Origin of the sequence: Pararhizobium qamdonense (genome assembly GCF_029277445.1) — a bacterium.
In the GTDB taxonomy this organism is placed as follows: domain Bacteria; phylum Pseudomonadota; class Alphaproteobacteria; order Rhizobiales; family Rhizobiaceae; genus Pararhizobium; species Pararhizobium qamdonense.
This window is the reverse complement of record NZ_CP119568.1, coordinates 231,394-249,690: the sequence shown is the minus strand read 5'-3', so window position 1 is coordinate 249,690 and position 18,297 is coordinate 231,394. Positions and strand designations below refer to the sequence as shown.

Genomic DNA, 18,297 nt, shown 5'->3' with positions numbered 1-18,297 from the left:
CCGGGTGGATCAGATGGGACAGGGGATTATGAGGTGCTGCGGCTGCCGGTGCTCCAGCGCTCCAGAAGCCGCCGGGCCATGGACGTGGTCACCACCAGATGCGAGGCAAAACCGCCCTTGATCGCGGCCACAAGCGGTTCGAACTTACTGTCTTCCTGGATCACCATCATGCGTTTGCCGATCGCGCGGATGGAATCGAGATCGGCGGAAATGCAACGGCGGTTGTGCGCGCAGTCCAGCCACTGCCCATCATGATCGATGATCTGGCCGGCAATGACGCCCGCAGCGCCCTTTTCTCCCAGCGCATGCATTTCCTGCGCTGTCAGTGCCCCGCATTTCACCAGGTGGCTGTCATCCTCGATGCCGCCGACGGAATACAGCGCTAGCTGACAATCGGAGATGGTCGCCATCTGCTCGCGAATGACCGGTTCGGCGCGCAAGGCGGCAGCCAGTTCTTCGGAACTGAGCACCAGCGGCGCGTAGACATTGATACCCTCGGCGTTCAGGCGCCGGGCAATTTCCGTGGTGCATTGGTCGGGCCGGTAGGAATATGGCGCTCCGAGATTGCCGCACAATTGCACCACGGTGACGCCCTGCAGGTCGGCATAGGGCATGACGTCGGCGAGATGATAGACCGTGCGTCCCCAGGCAACGCCGACACGGTCGCCCTTGTTGATCAATTCCAGAAAGACTGCCGCTGCGACCACCGGCATTTCCGCCGTCGGATCCATTGCCTGCCGGTCTTCCGGCACGATCCATACCGAGGTGAGGCCCAGCGCATCCTCCAGCTGGCGCGCCAGGATGTCGTCGGCAAACAGCTGGGTCGATGTGGCGATATTGACGATCCCGGTTTCCCGCGCGCGTCTCAAATAGGTGGCGACGGATGCGCGGGAAATATTCAGCCGCTGCGCCACTTCATCCTGCCGAAGTCCATGGGTATAGTAGAGCCATGCCGCCTTGTGCAGAATCTGATCAGTGGACCGGATGGGCATCATGTCTCCTTCAATCGCCGAATTAGACAATAGTCATCAGTGCTGACAAAAGTCAAATGCGCTGTTTCCATCACAGCGGCGAAGCTAGGATTGCGGCCGCACGGCGCCCAGCAAGGCACACCGAACCGCACCTTGCGATGTCAACGGAACAAAGATTGGGCTTTGGGGAAGGGCGGCGACAACTCAATGGCAACGCCATTTGCAGAGACGATGGACGCGTCTGCGCCGGCGCGCGTGGATAACCGAGCGCTTCTTTCCGGCATCGGGCGTTATGCCGGAAACGCATTGCCCGGCACAACGGATCGTCTCATTCAGGCAGCAAGATATTTCTTCAGGAAGGCGCGGGTGCGTTCCTGTGTAGGCGCGCGAAAAATGTCGCTGGGCGGTCCTTCCTCGACGACCACGCCGCCATCCATGAACAGCACGCGGTCGGCAACTTCGCCGGCAAAGCGCATTTCATGGGTGACGATCAGCATGGTCATATGCTCCGCAGCCAGCTGCTTCATGACGGCGTTGACCTCATCGACCAGTTCCGGGTCGAGCGCTGATGTCGCTTCGTCGAACAGCATCACCTTCGGCTGCATGGCAAGCGCGCGCGCAATAGCCACGCGCTGTTTCTGCCCACCCGACAGCCGCGACGGATAGGCATCGACCTTCTCGGCAAGCCCCACCTTCGACAGGAGTTCGACCGCCAGTTCGCGGGCGGCCTTCTTGGCCATGCCCTTGAGAATGACCGGACCCATGGTGATGTTTTCGAGTACGGTCAGATGCGGAAACAGATTGAAGTGCTGGAACACCATGCCCATCTGCTGGCGCACCGCGTTGATATGACGTTCGAACGGCGCACCCCGCAGAGGCTGGTTCACCTGGACGCCGTCAAGCCAGATCTCGCCGCCATTCAGCGTTTCGAGATGGTTGATGGAGCGCAGAAGCGTGCTCTTGCCAGAGCCGCTCGGGCCGATGATGGCGACGATCTGGCCGCGCGTGACGGAGAGATCGATCCCCTTGAGAACTTCGAGCGCACCATAGGCCTTGCGGGCGCCCTTTACCTCGACCATGGGCCGCTGGACGGTCATCGGGATACCTCCACTTGTTTTTCGACCTGCCGCAAACCGGTTTCAAGGACGAGATTGAGTATGTAATAGAGTGCGGCCACCGTGATGTAGAATTCGAATGGCCGGAACGTTTCGCTGATCGCCAGCTGCGCCGAGTGCACGAGTTCGGCAATGCCGATGATCGAGACCAGCGACGATTCCTTCAAAAGCACGATCAGATTGTTGCCGATCGAGGGCAGGGTGTTGCGCACGGCTTGCGGAATGACGACGTAACGCAGCGTCTGGAACCGGCCAAAACCGATACTGCGCGCCCCTTCCGTCTGCCCGACATCCACCGAGACGATACCGGCGCGCATGACATCGGCATTGTAGACGGCGAAATGCAGTCCAAGGCCAATGATCCCGGCTGCCAGCGCCGGAACATTAATGCCGATCTGCGCGAGCCCGAAATAGATCAGGAACAGTTGCAACAGCAGCGGCGTTCCCATGAACAGCCACATGAAAAAACGGATCGGATAGGCAATCACCTTCGGCGCGTAGAGCACGGCAACGGCAAAGAAGATGCCGAAGAAAAAGCTGATGACGGCGCCGGTGACCGTCAGGACCACCGTCCACCATACGCCGAGGAGGAGAATGTCGGTATAGGGCGTGACGACGCTGAAATCGAGACCTTGCATGTCGCGCCTCCCTCAGTTGATGGCGTAGCGGCGGTCGAGAAGATCGACTGCGCGCGACACCGCATAAACAATGATCATGTAGAGCAGGGCGGCGATACCGAAGATCTCGAAGGGCTTGTAGGTGGAGCCGATGAAGCGCTGCGCCGTGTAGGTCAGTTCGACGACGGAGATCGTCGAGACGAGCGCCGACCCCTTGATCAGGCCGACGGCGTTGACGCCGAGCGGACGGATCATCAGGCGCGCCGCCTGTGGCAGGATCACCAGACGCAGCGTCTGCAGCTTGCTGAAGCCGATCGTGCGGGCCGCCTCCACCTGGCCCCGGTCAACGCCAAGAATGCCGCCACGAATGGATTCAGCCATGTAAGCGCCGATATTCAGCCCGAGGCCGATCACACCTGCAGCAAACGGATCAAGATTGATGCCGATCTGCGGGCCGCCGAAATAAAGCACGAACAGTTGGATCAGGCATGGCGTGCCGCGAAACACGCTGACATAGAACCGTCCGAATGTGCGCAAGACCAGCGAGCCCGACATCTTCGCCGACGCAATGACGGCTGCGACAGCAAGGCCGAGCAGCAACGATAGAACCGATATCTGCACGGTGACCCAAGCGGCTTCCACAAAGAACGGGAAGACGCGCAGCATCAGCGGGAAATCCATGGCAAAACTCCGGGAAAGGCCTGCGAACGGCATATGGCCGGCTTATCCCCAGCCGGCCATATGCGTTGAATTGTCGATCGATCAGCGGATGTCGCTGCCGACCCATTCCATGGCGATCTTCTCGTAGGAACCATCCGCCATCATCGCGTCAAGAGCCTTCTGCATCGCAGCCTTCAGCTCCGGATTGTTCTTGCGGATGGCGATGCCGATGGCAACGCTGCCGCCTTCGATATCCGGTGTTTCAAGGCGGCGGACTTTTTCACCGGTTTCCTTGACGGCGACCATGACGGGAATGTTATCGACGACGATGGCATCGACACGGCCGGACTTCAACTCAAGCAGCAGTTCCGGCAGGCCTTTGTAGGTACGCACGTCCCAGCCGCCCTGTTCACGGGCCCATTTCTCATGCGTTTCGCCAAGCGTGACGCCGAGCGTCTTGCCCTTCAGTTCGTCCAGCTTCTGAACTGCCGAGGCGTCGTTGACGAACACCGCGCGGCCGGCATGGTAGTAGGGGCCGACGAAATCGACGACCTTCTCGCGTTCCGGCGTGATGGTCATCGAGCCGACGACGGTGTCGAACTTGTTGGCGAGCAGGCCGGCAATGATGCCGTCCCAGGCTGTCGTCACCAGCGTTCCCTTGACGCCGACCCGCTCGGCGATCGCCGTCCCGATCGAGGCATCGAAACCGACGACCTCGTTTTTCTCGTTGACGAAGTTGAAAGGCGGATACTGGCCGGACATGGCGATGCGCAATTCACCGGAAGACTTGATCGCCTCGAGATCGTCGGCGCTGGCCGAAAAAGCGGTGAAGCTGGCGGCAAAGGCCAATGTCGCGGCCATAAGGCCTGAAATGAGTGTTTTCATGGTCCTGTTTTCCTCTGGATGAAAGCGCATTCTCTGTCGCTTGGGTTACGCGTTGACGCGCCTTCCGAATTTGATGATTGCCTTTGTGCTATTATTGCGCAAATAGATAATGGAAATAGAAGGCATAGATTTCAGGAATGATACCGCCACGATCCGACCGGCTGGTCTGGGAGCTCGACTGGAACCTCCTGCGAACCTTTGTTGTCATTGCCGAGGTGAAGAGCATCACCCGGGCCGCCGAGCAGCTCAATCTCAAGCAACCCAGCGTCAGCAATGCGCTGCGGCGCCTGGAAGACCGGGTCGGCCGCCGGCTGGTCGAGCGCGATGCCACTCGTTTTGAGCTGACCGATGTCGGCCAGCTGCTCTATGAGCAGAGCATCGAGGTCTTCGGCACGATTTCGCAGCTTCCGCAGCTGGTGCGCGGCGTCGGCGACGATGTCACCGGCCATGTAACGATCGCAGTCGCAAGCCATGTCATTTCGCCGATCTTCGACAAGGCGCTGACGGCGTTTCATCGCAGCCACCCGCGCGCAACGCTGACCATCACCGTTGCCACCAGCGGCGATGTCACCCGCCAGGTGCGCGAAAAGCGGGCCTCGCTGGGACTGTGCCTTGTCAGCAACCGCGATGCGGCCCTGGACTATACGATGGTCTACCGCGAATTCTTCGGCTTCTTCTGCGGTCCCGACCACCGTTTCTTCGGGCAGGAGGATTTGAAGCTCGCCGATTTGAAAGGCGAACCCTCCGTCTCGTTCCACACCGACAATATCGCCGATGTCCTGCGGCCCGTGGCGCTGTTGCGCAGTGAAGCCAAGCTCGCCACCAATGTGGTCGGGGTATCGTCGAGCCTTGAGGAGGTCCGCCGCATGATTGTCGCGGGGCTCGGTATCGGCCCATTGCCGCTCCACGTGGCCCGGCGCGACGTGGCCGACGGCGTGCTCTGGCGGTTGCCGCCCTATGAGACCCCGCCCGCCATCGATGTCTTCCTGCTGGTCAATCCGGAAAAGATCATCAACCGCGCCGAAAAAGCGCTCATTACCGGTATCCAGACCGCCATCGCCGAAACCCCGCTCGATCAACGCATCTACGGCGCTTAGCCAGCACTGTTCTCGTTGGCGGCTGCGCCCGCCTGCAGCGCCTCGACGCGCGCCAGCATACCGGCGTCAAGCGCCACGGCTGTCCGCTCGATAAGATCAAACCGCACGCTCACCGTTCGATTGACCGCATGAACGACGCCATCAAGCGAACCGGACATGACCTGCTCGAACGTCACCGAACTGCGCCCGGCCTTGATCACGCGCGAGTGGATCGTCAACAGCGCGCCAGCCTTGGTCTCGTGCTTGTATTCGACCTCGGAGCGCACATCGGCCCAGCCGCGGCTTGTATCGGAAAGCCCTTCGGCACCGGCAATATGCCCAAGAAGCTGAAAGCTGGCATCGTCAAACATCGCCGCATAATGGCGTACATTCATATGCCCCATCACATCGCACATCCAGGGATGGGCAACGCCGACATAGGTGACCAGGGATTGACCGGACATATCTTCCTCCGCGCTTTGCACTGAGCGGACGGGTCCTGCCGCTGGCGCGACGAAGGCTTAGCGTAACCTTTGAAAGGCCGCAACACGGCGCTGAACCGGCATGAGCCGCTGCGAACGTCCTTTCGGACAAGTGTCACAACGGCCCAAGGCAACGGCCTTCACATTTTGACAAAGCCGGTAATCCGATAGGCAAGGCCACCGCCGGTTTGAATGGTCAGTGTGCCGCCATTGGCCCCTACCCATGCAGCCTCGATATTCAACGTCGCAGATTTGATACGCACCGTATTGGCGGTTGGCCAGGCAAACACCGTGCCGGTATAGGCGTAGGAGAAACTGCCATCCGGATAGCTGAAGACAACTCTGCAGGGTTTGTCGAGGATGTCGGAGCCATGCGGGATATTGGAGTCCAGCGTAATATTGTAATAGGTTGCCATATGAAAATTCCCATGGGTGAAAGCCGCTTAAAAAACGGCGGAGATGAATTTTTCAGTTCCTGAAAGAGGTCCGGGTTCCTCTACCGCATCTGTCAGCCCCCCTTTGCCGTGAATGAGCCATCGCTGTTGTATTGAACGGTGACCATGCGATAGCCCGTCGTGAAATTGCACTCGGCAGCTTGGGCCGTTGCGTAGGTCACCGTCTGGCCGACGGGATGATTTCCGGTGCCGACATAGAAAATCGCAGTGGGCGTGCAATTGACCTGGCTGTTGGGCAGCGGCGCGATGAAGCTCGACAGCGTGATGCTTCCGTCCTGATTGATCGCCGCGCAGCCGCAATATAATTGCGGCATTGGCACCGGCGTGAAGGAGGGAACCTGGATGCCGAACGCACCTGCGGGCAGGCCCGGTTGATAGATTGCGGCCGACAGACCCAGGGGATCGATTGAGAGCACGGAAGAATTGCCGGTGGTCTGGCCTGGCGTCGAGGCCGTCAAATCGATCGGCTGGACTGCGGCAGCGCTGCTGCTTGCGGTCTTGGCACTGACCATCGACAGGCTTGCATTGAATGTTACTTGGGATGACGCGGTGGCCGTGCTTTTGGCACCCACGTAATTTTGCACATCGAAACTGAAATCCAGCTGTGCACCCGAACTGGCATTGGGTGCAAGGTTTCCGCAGGCCAGGCTGCTGGACAAAATGGCGGGTACCGAGCCGCCATTGGCAAAGGCTGCCTGTTTCTGAAAGGCGTAAAATGACATGCTCTGCCCCGACATGTTCTTGATGATGATGCTGTATTGCGACGTCATGGGTTCCGCCTCCCAGGTGCCGTTTGGCCCCTGAAGTGATCATCTCTGTCAAAATAAGGATGGCTGCCCGGTAAGGGGCACGCGCTCGATCGAGCCGTGCAAGCGGGGTCTTCAACGGACAACCCGCCCACACGTCACGTCAGATCAACGGACTACTGGATGATCTGCTGTCCCCAGGAACCATCCGCATTGAGCGTCACATTGATGATGGAATGGCCACCCGTGAAATCGCGGACCGCCGCGTTGACGCTGGAGGCCGAGAAACTCATGACGGTTCCCGGCGTGAAGTTACCCGTCTGGACATAATAGATCAGGACGGGCTGGCAATCCGTGTTGTTGCTGGGGTTTGCCACCACGAAGTTCGAGAGCGCAATGCCGCCGTTGACTTCGACGGCGGAGCCGACGTTGTAGACGGCGGGCGGTGAATAGGTCGGGGTGGTGATGCGGAACGCGCCCGGCTGAACGCCGTTCCCGTTCGTCGGCTGCGACAATCCCAGCGGATTGACGGATGCGGTGGTCCAATCATTGGCCGGGCCGGAGGCCGGCGCCAGATCGATCGCCCGGCTGGCGGACAAATAGCCCGACGTCTGGCCAATCGTTGGTGTGCTATGCGCCTGCTGGATGCCCGCATAGAACTGCATGTTCACCTGAAATGTCAGCGTCGATCCGGTGAGGGCGTAATTTCCCAAGCTGCTGGAAAAAAGGCTGTTGCTGTAAACGGTTGCTCCGCCGGTATAGATGGCCGGCTGCTGAAAGAAATAAAACTGCTGCGTTGCACTCTCAAGATTGGTCACATTGATCGTCAAAAGTGTGGACATCGATAGGTCTCCGATTTGAGTTTTCTGCGGGGCGGATTTGCACTTTCTGCAAGCTGCACACGGCATCGCCGGCACACAGCTATCAGTTGCATCTCTCCCGGCACCACTTTTACGATAACACTTAACTTAACTCTACCTGTGGTTATTGACGGCCAGTCAAAATTGCGCTGCAAATTCACTCACGGTTGAATCGGCTGTGTTTGTGGTGCCGCCTTCGGTATCTCTGCCGTCAGGTCGATCAGGAGCTTTGTGATCCGTGCCGGCCGCTGGCGAAGCTTTCCAATCAGATCGAGTTCCAGGGCACTCGAATGATCCGAGGCCAGAAAATCAGGGCCACCACGCCCGATCAGCAGCCAGTCCAGCGACACATGCAGCAGGGTGGCGAGTTTGCACGCATGATCGACGGACATGGCGTGACCTTGCGTCCATTTCGTCAAGGCTGCCGGTGAAATGGAGAGTTCCGCCGCCAGGGCCATCGCTTTGTGGTGGCCGCGGATCACCATGGCTTGTTTGAGCCGCATACCACGGGCTCTGTCAATTTGGGGCTGGTCCATTAATCTACCTCAAGATTCAATCAGAAGTAGATCGGAATAGATTTCTTGCTTGTGGGAAATATTTCTTTTGGGACCATTTTCGGCCCGACGATGCCACAGGGATTGCAAGGTATGGCAGCGGCGCCGATGAAAACGGGGAGGGGGCGCAGCTTGCCCACCGCCAGACCAAGCCAAGACGGGCGGTAGCGGCAATGCCGATCAAACTGGCTTTTCAGAAACAACAAAAGCAGGCGCGTCCGGATACCGGACGCGCCTAGACTAGAAAGCCCCAATCCTGTCAGAAGAACCCGTTATTAGCGGGTCGGCTTCTTCTTCGGTGCCGGCAGAAGGCCTTCGCGCTGCAGCTGCTTGCGCGCATTCTTGCGCTGGCGGCTGATAGCCTCTGCCTTCTGGCGCGCCTTTTTGACGGACGGCTTTTCGTATGCTTCCCGCATACGCATTTCACGGAAGACACCTTCGCGCTGAAGCTTCTTCTTCAACACTCGGAGAGCCTGATCGACGTTGTTGTCGCGAACCAATACTTGCATGTGAATCTTTCAAAGTCTGATGTTCACTAGAGATGGCAGGGGCAGTAGAGCAATTTACGAACCAAATCCAGAGCGGATGGCAAAATTTCTCACATAATCTGCATGGTCTTTCGCCTGGACCGGTCATTTCGGCAGGATTATCCCTTCACCGGCCCAACAGTCGGCGCTGAAAGTGCCAAAAATCCGCCGCGCCACATCTCGATTGATGTCTAAGTTGACAATGCCACGCCGTGCCGGCTCAACGAATTCACGACCAATGATTCCAACCGGAAGCCCCAACTAAATTACAACTTAGAGACGACTAAATTAACCACAGCAACTATTCCATGACAAAAAAATACAAAATCCCGTGTGAAGCTGTCAAGTGAGTGGAACACATGAGATTTTCACGATCAAGAGGCGGCTTATTTCCATCGTGAACTTGCAATCTGGGTTGTACCTCAGCAACATGAGTTATGGTCACGCATCAAAGCCGTTTTCAACCGCCGGTAAATGGCGGCCAGCATATCAGGCGCCGCAATCTGCTGCAGCAACTGCAGCGTTTGGGCCCCCGGCGGCTGACGACCATCATCGCGCCTGCCGGCTACGGGAAGACGTCTTTCGCCGCGCAATGGTATGATCTGATGCGAAACCATGCGGGCAAACTGGTCTGGCTGCCGCTGGAAGCCGACGATTGCGACCAGAGCCACTTTCTCGTCGCCCTGCTGGAGGCCTTGGAGGAGCTGCAGCCGGGCGAGGGACGCGGCCTTGACGCCAGCGGCATGTCCGTCGCCACGCTGTTATCCGTACTCGTCACCCGGTTGCGCCGGATCGACACGCCGGTCACGCTGTTTCTGGACGACTACCATTTTGCCCAGACGGATGCGACGGAATCTCTTCTGGCCAAGCTTTTGGCCGCGAAGGACCTTGCCCACGTCAAATTCGTCCTGATTTCCCGCAGCGCGCCACGATTTCCGCTGTCGGCTCTGCGCCTCAATGGCGAACTCAAGCAGATCGGCGTAACCGATCTGAGCTTTTCGGACACGGAAGCCCAGGAATTCTTTGTTGGCCGCTCCGAAAAACTGACGCGTGAACAGATCGGCGAGCTGAACAAGCGCACCGAAGGCTGGGCCGTGGCGCTGCAGATGGTGCGCGTTCTCGTAGCCGAAAGCGGTCACAGCGCCTCCATTCTGGAATCGTTCGACGGCAGCAATATTGAAATGGCCCGGTATCTGTCCGAACAGGTATTTTCCAGCCTGCCATCCGATATCCAGCATTTCCTCGTGGAAACCGCATCGCTTCCTGCGATCAGCCGCACGCTGGCCGCAGCCATCTCCGCAAGTCCGGATGCCGCGGCACTCTTCAACCGGCTTGCCGATCATGCCTTGCCGATCGCCGTGCTCGACAATCAGGGAATGTGGATCCGGTGCCACCCCGTCTTCAACAGTTTCCTCAAGGAAGAGGCCGCACGGGTTGGGATCGACACGCGGGATATCCTGAAAAAGGCCGCACGCTGGTTTCAAACCCGCGACGATTGCGATGCGGCGGTCCGTCATGCTCTGTTGGCGGGCGATACGGCCCTCGCCGCAGAGATTGTCGAGACATGCGGCGGATGGCGGCGGGTCTACGCGACCACGCGCGGCGGCACGCTCTTGTTCCAGACGTTGATCGCCAAGGCTGCCAATATCAATCTGTCCGGCTATCCGCTGACAACGCTTGGTCTGTCCGTGATCAGCGCAAAGGCAGGCCAGCTCGATGCCGCCAACCATTATCTGGCGATTGCCGAGCGGGCCTGCACAGGCGAGGCATTGTCACGCGACCTGCGGGTGGTGCGCGTGCTGATGTCGCTCTATACCGATCACTGGGCCAGCACTTCCGATCTTTCTGCGCTGGAAGCGGATCTTTCCTATGGCGGCGATATGGAGCTCATTCACCGTGCGCTCGCCCTCAACATGCTGGCTTACAATTTCCTGATCCGCACCGACCTCGATCGCGCCATGCACTACGGGCAGCTGGCCATGCGGGCGTTTCGCGACGGCGGCGCGGATTTCGGCGCCATGCATCTGTATACGCATATCGGCCAAGCGGCGTTCTTCAGCGGCGACAGCGCAAGCGCCGAGGATGCCTACCGGAGCCTGATCGTGGAAGCCCAGACCAATATTGGCGAAGGCAGCGATCTCGATGCGGTAGGCCAGGTGCTGCTCAGCGAAGTTCTGTCGATGCGCGGCGAACTCGATGCGGCGTCGGGCGCCCTGTCCTGGGCACTGCCGCATCTGGAACGTCATGATACCTGGTTTGATCTTCTCGCCGCAGGTTTCATGGCGCAGCAAAGAGTGCTGCGCCTGAATGGCGATATCCTTGCCGCGCATGCCGCCATTGACAGTGCCAGGGCGACAGCCAGGCGCCGGGGCTTTGAACGCTTGACCCGGCTGATCGACGGCGAGCGTGTCACCCTGCTTGTCGCCACAGGCGATATCGAGGAGGCGGTACGGTATGCAGAAGCCAGCGGCTTTCCCTTACAGGCTGCCTATACCGACGCGCCCAACAATCTGGGGCTCAACCTGCGCGGTTGCGTCCCGGCGCTCCTCTGGACGCGGATATACACTGCGCGGGGCGACATTGCGCGGGCCCGCGACGTGTTCGACCGCTTGCGAACGCAACAGGCGCTGAAACCCCATGTGCCGCGCCATATCGAACTCGCTCTTCTCGATATCAAATTGCTGCAGGCCGAAGACCAGCCGGAAAAGGCCGCCGCGTGCCTGTCGAACCTGCTCCTGTCGCAGCCCATCGCGGATTATCGCGCAATCCTGCAAATCGAAGGTGCGGATTTTGCCAATGACCTGCGCCGTCTGGCGACCTTGGTGGAAATCCCGGCTGTGATAGCGCAACGCCTGGCTCACATTCTCGACGGGCCGGTCATAAAGATACCGTCCGAAGCGTCCTCTGTCGGTGCTGCGGCTGCCGATCTGAGCCGGGAGACCGGCGGATTGACTGAGCGGGAACGCAGCGTAATGCGGCTTTTAAGTGCAGGCCTCAGCAACAAGGAAATCGGCCGCAAGCTGGATCTCAGCGATAACACGGTCAAATTCCATTTGCGCAATATCTTTGCCAAGCTCAACGTCACAACCCGGACTGCAGCCGTGATGGCGAGCCGGAACGCCGGCGTGTCGCCCTGATCCGATACCTACCCATACGGGTAGGGTGGGACATTATCCAGCCACCCATCTGACCGGCTACCGGCACGCGCCGAACACTCCTAGTCTGCTCTTAATAAGTGCAAGGAGGGTTCGCAAACGATGACCACCGGCGGGCGACGTGTCGATCCTGTGACCCAGGAAATCATCGAGGGCAAGCTGATGGCGACCGTCGATGAGATGGGCATTGTCATGGCCCGCACCAGCATGAGCCCGGTCATCTATGAAGTGCTCGATTTTGCCTGCGGTCTCCTCACCGCAGAAGGCGAACTTGTTGCCCAGATGAACGGCATCACGCTGTTTACCGGCACGTTCGGCGTGCAGGTGAAAGCGCTGATTGAAAAATTCAGCGGCAATCTCGCCGATGGCGACATCCTGCTGTCCAACGATCCCTATGCCGGCGGCACCCATGCCTGCGATTTTGCAATCGTCAAGCCGCTCTTCGTCGATGGAGAAATCCTCGCCTATGCCATCAACGTCGCCCATTATCTCGATGTCGGCGGATCGGTTCCGGGCAGCCTTGCACCGGATGCCACATCCGTGTTCCAGGAGGGATTGCGGCTGCCGGGCGTCAAGATCGTCCGCGCCGACGTGTTCTCCGATGAAATCCTGCACATTATCAGCGAAAATGTCCGCCTGCCGGATATCGCCCTCGGCGATCTCAATGCGCAGGTCGCAACCGTCAGGGTTGCCGGTCGCCGCATGGCGGAGCTGGCGGGCAAGTATGGCGCGCCTATCGTTCATGCCGCCTTCGCCAATCTCTTGAACGCCAGCGAGACACGCAGCCGGGCAGCCATCTCAGCCCTTCCAGACGGCCATTACACGGCAACAGATATTATTGACGGAGACGGCGTCAGCAAGGAGCCGATCCATGTCCAGGTGGCGGTGACCATTGAGGGCGACGGAATCACGATCGATTTTACCGGCTGCCCGCCGGCAGTTGCCGGGCCGATCAACTGCGCGCGGGGTGCACTGCAGTCGGCCGTCAGAACCATCGTCAAGGCGATGGTCGGCCCTCAGGACCCGTCCAACGAAGGCTGGTTCCGGCCGCTGACGGTCATCGCACCGTCAGGCACCATCTTCACCGCCGAAAAACCGTCCCCGACCGGCTGGTATTACGAAGGATCGGTTCATGCATCGGAGCTGGTCTGGAAGGCGCTCGCACCGTTGATGCCGTCGCGGTTTTCCGCCGGGTCCTATTCCAGTCTCTGCGTCGTCTATATTTCCGGCAAGGACCGCAGCGGCCAGCCGTTCATTCACATCGAGCCGCAACATGGTGGCTGGGGCGCCAGCGAGCACCGGGATGGGGCCGGCGCGCTGATCGCGCTGACCGATGGCGATACCTACAATTATTCCGTCGAAGTCATCGAGGCGCGGTTCCCGCTCAGGGTCATGCGCTACGGCTTCAATGTCGAGGGTGGAACGGGCGCCGGGCGCCGGCGCGGCGGCTTCGGTATCGTGCGCGAATACGAAATCCTCGGCACGGGCGCATCGGCCTATGGCAGCTTCGGGCGAACGGCGACACAGCCATGGGGCATGGACGGCGGCGGGCAGGGGACGGTCAATGCCTTGCAGATCGCACCGGTCCAGGGCGGAGCGGTCCGGACCTATGGCCGCGTGGCGCATATCGATCTCAATAAGGGCGACGTGTTGCGCGTCATTACCGGCGGCGGCGGCGGTTGGGGTGAACCGTGCAAGCGCGAGCCATTGCTGATCGAGCAGGATCTGCGCAACGGCTTTCTGACCAAGGCACAGGCGTCAAGTCTTTACGGATACAACACGGAGGTTTCAGGATGATCAGACTGGCAACCGATGTCGGCGGTACTTTCACCGATCTTGTCGGATATGACGAACGCAGCGGCGAACTGTTCACGGCAAAGAGCCTGACAACCGTCAAGAATCAATCGAGAGGCGTGCTCAATGCCATCTCTTCGGCTGAAGAGAAGTGCGGGCTTCGAACGCGCGACGTCACCTTCTTTGCCCATGGCGGCACGACCGTGATCAATGCCATTACCGAGCGCAAGGGCGTGCGCACGGCGCTGGTGACCACGGCAGGCTTCCGCGACGTGCTGGAGATCGGCCGGGGGAACCGCCCCGATCTCTACAATTTGCAGTTCCACAGTCCGGAGCCTTTCGTTCCCCGGGAATTGCGCTTTGAAGTGCGCGAACGTCTCGACGCCTCCGGGCACATCGTCCAGCCGCTCGAACTGGATGACCTGCGGCCGATCATTGCCCGCTGCAAGGAGGAAAAGATCGAGGCGATCGCCATTTTGTTTCTGCACAGCTATGCCAATCCCGAGCATGAGATCCTGTGCGCGGGCATTCTGGCGGACGCGCTTCCCGAGGTCACGGTCTGCGCCAGCCATGCCGTCTCGCGGCAATGGCGGGAGTATGAGCGCACCAACACGGCAGTGCTGAATGCCTATGTCCAGCCGATCATCCAATATTATTTCGAGCGGCTGGAGGAAGCGCTGATCAAGCGCGGCCTGACCTGCCCCTATTATGCGATGCAGTCCAACGGCGGCATCTCGACATTCGACCAGGCGGTCGACAGTCCGCTGACGCTCGTCGAATCAGGTCCCGCCGGCGGCGTTGCAGGTGCAGCGAGGATCGGGGAAGCGCTCGGTGAAAGCGAGGTCCTGTCGCTGGATGTTGGTGGCACCACGGCCAAGTGCTCGCTGATCCATGACGGGCGCCCGACTTTGAATGTCGATTACAAACTCGAACATACCCGCATCCGCCCCGGACATCCCGTGCAGGTGCCGGTGGTGGATATCGTCGAGATCGGCTCCGGCGGCGGGTCCATCGCCCGGCTGGACGACCGGGGCGCCTTGCGCGTTGGCCCCGAAAGTGCCGGCTCCACGCCCGGACCGGCCTGCTATGGGCATGGTGGCAAAAAGCCGACATTGTCGGATGCCATTTTGACCGTCGGCATCTTCGATCCTGCCACCTTTGCCGGCGGCAGCATGCATCTGGACAAGCAGAAAGCGGCCGACGCGATCGCCACCGTCGCCACCCCGCTGGGTATCAGCATCGAGGATGCGGCGATCGCCATCATCGACATCTCGCATGCCAGCATGATCAATGCCCTGAAGCTGGTGACGGTACAGCGCGGCCACGATCCGCGCGATGCGGCTTTTGTCGTCAGCGGCGGGGCCGGACCGGCGCTCGCCACCCGGCTTGGCCGGGACCTCAGCGTCAAGGCGACGGTCATCCCGCCGCATCCGGGCATTTTTTCCGCCTGGGGCATGCTGGCAGCCGAACCCCGCGCCGATTTCCGCAGCACCTGGCTTTCAGCCCTGACGGCAGAGGCACTCGGCGAGCTGTCGGCAAAATTCGACGGGCTGGAAGCCGAGGCCGTCGCCTATTTCGCCAAGGGTCACGATGCGGATATCCGCTTCACCTACCAGGTCGAAGCCCGCTATCGCGGGCAGGAGCATGGCGTGTTCGCCCAGTTCGATCGCCATGACGACGCACAAAGTTTTGCCGAGCGTTTTCATGCGGCGCATGAGCGGGCCTATTCGTTCCGTCTCGCCAATGCCGGTATTGAAATCACCACCCTGCATCTCGAAGCGGTGCTGAATGGTCCCGTGATCACCTTGCCGTCGCTGCCCGCAACCGGTACTGGTATCAGGGCAGAGGCAACAGCCCGCCGGGACGTCTATTTCGGTGCAGTGCTCGGCTGGGTTTCATGCCCGGTCTATCAGCGCGGCCTCCTGGGCGCGGGGCAGATGTTTGAGGGTCCGATGATCGTGGAGGAGGCAACGGCAACGACACTCGTTCTGGAAAACCAGGTGCTTGAAGTGACGGATACGGGTATCCTGATCATCCGCGAAAACAGTGGCAAGGCGGGATAATATGGCGATATCGATCCAGATCGATGCTGTCACCCGGGAATATGGACCGGTCAAAGCGCTCGATAACGTAACCCTCGATATCAAGGCCGGCGAGTTCTTCACCCTGCTCGGATCATCCGGATGCGGGAAAAGTTCGCTTTTGAAGCTCATCGGTGGCTTTGACCGGCAGACCTCCGGTCGCGTCGCCTTCGACGGCAAGGATGTCGGCGATCTGCCGGCCAACAAACGGCCGGTCAATACGGTGTTCCAGAGCCTTGCCCTGTTTCCGCACATGACCGTCGCGCAGAATGTCGGCTATGGCCTTCGCCTGAAGGGACTGTCCGGGGCGTCACTGGACACGAAAATCGGCGATGCGCTCGATCTGGTCGAACTTTCCGGCTTCGGCCCGCGCGACGTCAATCTCTTGTCCGGCGGCCAGCGGCAGCGCGTGGCGCTTGCACGGGCGCTGGTGATGGAACCCGGAATTCTACTGCTCGACGAGCCGCTGACCGGGCTTGATGAGCGCCTGCGCCAACAGATGCGTGACGAATTCGGACGGCTGCACAAGCGAACGGGTGCTACCTTCATTCTGGTCACGCACAATCAGGACGAGGCGCTTAGCCTGTCTGACCGCATGGCCGTCATGCACCGGGGCCGTATCGAGCAGGTGGATGCACCCGCCCGTTTCTTCGAAGCGCCCGCCAACGCTTTCGTCGCCCGCTTCGTCGGGATCGACACCTTGTTGCGGCCGGAAACGGTCGCCGTAAACGCCGGAAAAACGGAAGCAACGGTCGCTGGCCAGACATTGCCGGTGCGCGCGCAAGGCGCCGCCGATGCTGTTGGAAGCGTCATTGCGATAAGACCCGACCGGTTGTTTCTCGCGCCGCAGGGAGCGCCGCATGCGCTGATCCTGACGGTAGTCGAGACGACGTTCCGTGGCCTGCATCGCGATCTGAAACTGGCCTTTGCCGACGGCCAGACATTGGTGATCGCCATTGAGGCTGATGCCGATATCGGCCAACTTTCCACGGGGCAACAGGTTCCTGTCGGACTGAAGCCCGAGGCGGCCGTGCTGATTTCCAATGCAGGACTACCGGCAGGATAACGCGACCACCGACTGATCAATCGCATGCCAAAACCAAAAAGGGGAATGATCATGACCAAGCACAGCAGACCATTTTCACCCCGGGCACACAGCAATGTGCAGCGCCGTGACTTCCTCAAGCTGATGGGGGCAGGCGGGATCGCGCTGTCTGCCGGCGGCCTGGGTTTTGCCTCGCGCCTTGCGGCCCAGGATGCAGCAACAGTTGCGTTTTGGGCGACGGCGACGCTGGATATCGGCGATAAATGGCCGGAATTTGCCAAGCAGGCCGGTGTGACGCCGGAATTCACCGATAATGGCAACGATCTCGGCCCGGTCATTGCCCGGCTTGCCGCCGGCAATGCCAACGATCTCTTCGATATCGGCGGCTTTCAGGGCGGCGCCGAAAAGGAACTGGCGCGTCAGGGCGTGATCATCCCCTGGGATACGGCCAAGATCCCCAACTACGAAAGTCTTTGGCAATGGGCCAAGGACATTCCCTATCTCAAGCATGACGGCAAGCAGTACGGCATTCCGGCCGTCGTCAATGCCGACTCGATCATCTACCGGCCCGACAAGCTCGGCAAGATCGACAGCTATGGCGCGATCTTCGATCCGAAACTGAAGGGCCGCGTGGCGATGGAGGATGCCTGGATCAACAGCGCTATCTTCACCGCCATGTATCTCAAGGAAAGCGAAAACCAGCCGATCGCCGACCCCGGAAATCTGTCGGAATCCGAACTCGGCCTGGTGATGGAATTCCTGATCAAGCACAAGTCCGACGGCCAGTTCCGTACGTTCTGGAATGGTTGGGAGCAGGGCGTCCAGCTGGTGGCCGATCAGGAAGTGGATGCGATGACCGGCTGGGAGCCGATCGTCTATGAGGGCCGCAAACGCGGACTTCAGGTGGAATATGCAGCACCGGTCGAAGGCTACGAGGGCTGGGGCAACAATATGGTCCTGCTGAAAGGTGCTGGCGACCGCGGTGTTGCCGACACCGCGCACAAGTTCGTCGATGGCCTGCTTGGCGGCTTCTACGGTTGCGAACTCGGCCAGGCGCGCGGCTATCTGGTGCCGACTGACAACAATGGTGTCTACGCCAAGGCCCACCCGGACGAATACAAGCCGGGAGAGGTCGAGAAGCTGGCCGAGCATGTGAAGGCGAAATTTGCCGGCAAGATCTACTGGCAGAATGCCCGTCCGGATAATTTCCAGCTTTACGAAGAATGGTGGCAGAAGCTGCGCAACGCCTGAGACCGATCCCTGGCAGTGGCAGG

At 60.0% G+C, this 18,297-nt stretch carries 17 protein-coding genes; 6 read left to right on the top strand and 11 right to left on the bottom strand.

What is annotated here, in order from left to right:
• Positions 1-26 precede the first annotated feature (26 nt).
• The 5 genes from PYR65_RS26525 to PYR65_RS26505 all read right to left on the bottom strand — a co-directional run bounded on the left by PYR65_RS26525 (position 27) and on the right by PYR65_RS26505 (position 4,248).
• Positions 27-992, bottom strand: a complete 966-nt coding sequence (locus tag PYR65_RS26525; protein ID WP_276122296.1) for a sugar-binding transcriptional regulator — start codon at positions 990-992, stop codon at positions 27-29.
• A gap of 311 nt (positions 993-1,303) precedes the next feature.
• A complete protein-coding gene (locus PYR65_RS26520; protein ID WP_276122295.1) occupies positions 1,304-2,068 on the bottom strand; it encodes an amino acid ABC transporter ATP-binding protein in 765 nt (254 codons plus the stop codon).
• Positions 2,065-2,724 (bottom strand): amino acid ABC transporter permease, encoded by a 660-nt coding sequence (locus PYR65_RS26515; RefSeq protein ID WP_060637217.1) that lies wholly within the window; start codon positions 2,722-2,724, stop codon positions 2,065-2,067. The genes PYR65_RS26520 and PYR65_RS26515 overlap by 4 nt, the downstream gene beginning before the upstream one ends.
• A 12-nt stretch (positions 2,725-2,736) precedes the next feature.
• Positions 2,737-3,384 (bottom strand): amino acid ABC transporter permease, encoded by a 648-nt coding sequence (locus tag PYR65_RS26510; RefSeq protein WP_276122294.1) that lies wholly within the window; start codon positions 3,382-3,384, stop codon positions 2,737-2,739.
• Between the two features lie 81 nt (positions 3,385-3,465).
• Positions 3,466-4,248, bottom strand: a complete 783-nt coding sequence (locus tag PYR65_RS26505; RefSeq protein ID WP_060637216.1) for an ABC transporter substrate-binding protein — start codon at positions 4,246-4,248, stop codon at positions 3,466-3,468.
• A gap of 137 nt (positions 4,249-4,385) precedes the next feature.
• Between PYR65_RS26505 and PYR65_RS26500 the strand changes: the two genes are divergently transcribed.
• Positions 4,386-5,345, top strand: coding sequence for a LysR family transcriptional regulator (locus PYR65_RS26500; RefSeq protein WP_276122293.1), 960 nt, complete (start codon positions 4,386-4,388; stop codon positions 5,343-5,345).
• Here PYR65_RS26500 and PYR65_RS26495 read toward each other — a convergent pair.
• From PYR65_RS26495 to rpsU, 6 genes are all read right to left on the bottom strand, one after another.
• A complete protein-coding gene (locus tag PYR65_RS26495; RefSeq protein ID WP_276122292.1) occupies positions 5,342-5,788 on the bottom strand; it encodes an acyl-CoA thioesterase in 447 nt (148 codons plus the stop codon). The genes PYR65_RS26500 and PYR65_RS26495 overlap by 4 nt on opposite strands.
• A 158-nt stretch (positions 5,789-5,946) precedes the next feature.
• Entirely contained in the window at positions 5,947-6,222 is a 276-nt protein-coding gene (locus PYR65_RS26490) for a hypothetical protein (RefSeq protein WP_276122291.1), read from the bottom strand.
• 92 nt (positions 6,223-6,314) lie between these two features.
• Positions 6,315-7,031, bottom strand: coding sequence for a hypothetical protein (locus PYR65_RS26485; RefSeq protein ID WP_276122290.1), 717 nt, complete (start codon positions 7,029-7,031; stop codon positions 6,315-6,317).
• Positions 7,032-7,183: 152 nt separating this feature from the next.
• Positions 7,184-7,849, bottom strand: a complete 666-nt coding sequence (locus PYR65_RS26480; protein ID WP_276122289.1) for a hypothetical protein — start codon at positions 7,847-7,849, stop codon at positions 7,184-7,186.
• Positions 7,850-8,028: 179 nt separating this feature from the next.
• Positions 8,029-8,403 carry a helix-turn-helix domain-containing protein gene (locus PYR65_RS26475; protein WP_276122288.1) on the bottom strand — a complete coding sequence of 125 codons (375 nt, stop codon included), beginning with the start codon at positions 8,401-8,403 and terminating at the stop codon, positions 8,029-8,031.
• A gap of 293 nt (positions 8,404-8,696) precedes the next feature.
• Positions 8,697-8,930 carry a 30S ribosomal protein S21 gene (gene rpsU, locus PYR65_RS26470; RefSeq protein WP_037110421.1) on the bottom strand — a complete coding sequence of 78 codons (234 nt, stop codon included), beginning with the start codon at positions 8,928-8,930 and terminating at the stop codon, positions 8,697-8,699.
• A gap of 455 nt (positions 8,931-9,385) precedes the next feature.
• Between rpsU and PYR65_RS26465 the strand changes: the two genes are divergently transcribed.
• The 5 genes from PYR65_RS26465 (at position 9,386) to PYR65_RS26445 (ending at position 18,274) form a co-directional block, all read left to right on the top strand.
• Positions 9,386-12,085: a LuxR C-terminal-related transcriptional regulator gene (locus PYR65_RS26465; protein WP_276122287.1), complete on the top strand. Its 2,700-nt coding sequence runs from the start codon at positions 9,386-9,388 to the stop codon at positions 12,083-12,085.
• A 120-nt stretch (positions 12,086-12,205) separates the two neighbouring features.
• Positions 12,206-13,900: a hydantoinase B/oxoprolinase family protein gene (locus tag PYR65_RS26460; protein WP_276122286.1), complete on the top strand. Its 1,695-nt coding sequence runs from the start codon at positions 12,206-12,208 to the stop codon at positions 13,898-13,900.
• Positions 13,897-15,960: a hydantoinase/oxoprolinase family protein gene (locus PYR65_RS26455; RefSeq protein ID WP_276122285.1), complete on the top strand. Its 2,064-nt coding sequence runs from the start codon at positions 13,897-13,899 to the stop codon at positions 15,958-15,960. Before PYR65_RS26460 ends, PYR65_RS26455 begins: the two co-directional genes overlap by 4 nt.
• Before the next feature lies 1 nt (position 15,961).
• Entirely contained in the window at positions 15,962-17,044 is a 1,083-nt protein-coding gene (locus PYR65_RS26450; RefSeq protein ID WP_276122284.1) for an ABC transporter ATP-binding protein, read from the top strand.
• A gap of 51 nt (positions 17,045-17,095) precedes the next feature.
• A complete protein-coding gene (locus PYR65_RS26445) occupies positions 17,096-18,274 on the top strand; it encodes an ABC transporter substrate-binding protein (RefSeq protein WP_276122283.1) in 1,179 nt (392 codons plus the stop codon).
• Positions 18,275-18,297 lie beyond the last annotated feature (23 nt).